A 1326-nucleotide genomic window follows, 5' to 3' on the forward strand; every position below is an offset into this window, starting at 1 on the left:
TGGGGTTGGTAATAAATTCTTCACACCCTTTTAAGATCCGCGCGTATTCTGGCGGCAGGGTTTCTACCTTACCGCTTCGGAGCAACCGGCGAGACTTAAATCCGATCTCAAAAGGCGTCTTAGGGTTCCGCGCGTTCTCTTCTTCAATGACGCGTTGATACAATTCAATCAAATCCAGTTTGCGAGCCTTACGCTTACAGCGATACTGCGCATCGTAACTCGATTTATCGAACGGGGGAGGGGAGGAGCTAAACGTTTTCATAAGACTCACCGTCCACGTTTAAAACACACCTCGCTTCATCCTGAGGGACAAAAAAGGCGGTGTTAGGCAGAAAGTGGATTCTCCTGAGCGTTAGCCCAAGCCAAGGCTGAGTCAAATGCGTCATATTTTGAAGTCCAAGAGGTTTTTGGGGTGTTTGGATTGGCCGTCCAAACGGTGAAATTTCAACCTATCTCAACCGGGAAAAGAAATCAAATGCCGGTTTTTTAGACACAAAAAAGCCGACTACTCTTGGAAAGTCGGCTTTTTTGCGAGTGCTATATAGTCAGAGTACCACCTCTAACACACTCTAAATCCTAGAAAAAACACACGACATTGGACACTACAGGAGTAAGCAATGTCGTGTGTTTTAACCTTATAGACCTCAGGTAAGTATAGCGTGTCGTCGCCTGATATTTCAAACGCTAAGTGTGCCTTGGGATTTTTCCCTTAACATAACAAATATAATGCGTAACCAAAAATAGCAGATAAATAACAATGAGATAACAAATAACATTGAAAAATTTATAGCACATCAAATAATCCCAATAAAAATAATTAATGGATTATTTATTTAAAATTAAAAACAAAGGCAACGTTAAATTTAATAAAATAACCATTAAAATCAAAAGTTTAATTTGGTGCGTATTATATTTGTTATGTTAAATTGCAAGATTGAGAGGCCCATCACAAAAGCAAATAAGTTTAATAATTCTGGGTCACTTTTGAACGATTAGAGGGTTCAGCGATATTTCAGTTTGAACTCGGTCGTTTCGGTTTTTCTTAATTGAAAAGGATTTTGTATGAATTTGAAATCAGAATGTAGGGTTGATAACAAGGAAGTCGGTATCGCTTTTAGTCTTTCAGCAAACGCGAATAAAACGTTAACGCTATCGGCGAAAAGAGCAGAACGGGCCAAAAAGCGCGAAGGGAAACTTCGATTAGAAGATCATCTCAAACGTTTTCCCAATTGGTCGCTGTAACGAATGATATTGCCGTCTGAGATCTTATTTCAGATGGCCTCGAAGGTGGGCTGCCTTCACGATTGCAAAAAGCGCCGCAGAGGG

General features: G+C 40.4%; 1 protein-coding gene and 1 pseudogene. One reads left to right on the top strand and one right to left on the bottom strand.

Going from position 1 to position 1326, the window contains the following annotated elements; translation table 11 throughout:
- Positions 1-262, bottom strand: a pseudogene (locus ACED25_RS23425) (hypothetical protein); the annotation flags it as partial.
- A gap of 800 nt (positions 263-1062) precedes the next feature.
- Here ACED25_RS23425 and ACED25_RS23430 point away from each other — a divergent pair.
- Positions 1063-1242, top strand: coding sequence for a TraY domain-containing protein (locus tag ACED25_RS23430; protein WP_016800598.1), 180 nt, complete (start codon positions 1063-1065; stop codon positions 1240-1242).
- Positions 1243-1326: the final 84 nt, after the last annotated feature.

The sequence above is a fragment of the Vibrio sp. 1F263 genome, from assembly GCF_041439035.1.
In the GTDB taxonomy this organism is placed as follows: Bacteria; Pseudomonadota; Gammaproteobacteria; order Enterobacterales; family Vibrionaceae; genus Vibrio; species Vibrio tasmaniensis_A.

Coding starts and splice junctions, on each gene's coding strand:
- ACED25_RS23430 (WP_016800598.1), top strand. CDS start 1,063: ATGAATTTGAAATCAGAATGTAGGGTTGATAACAAGGAAGTCGGTATC.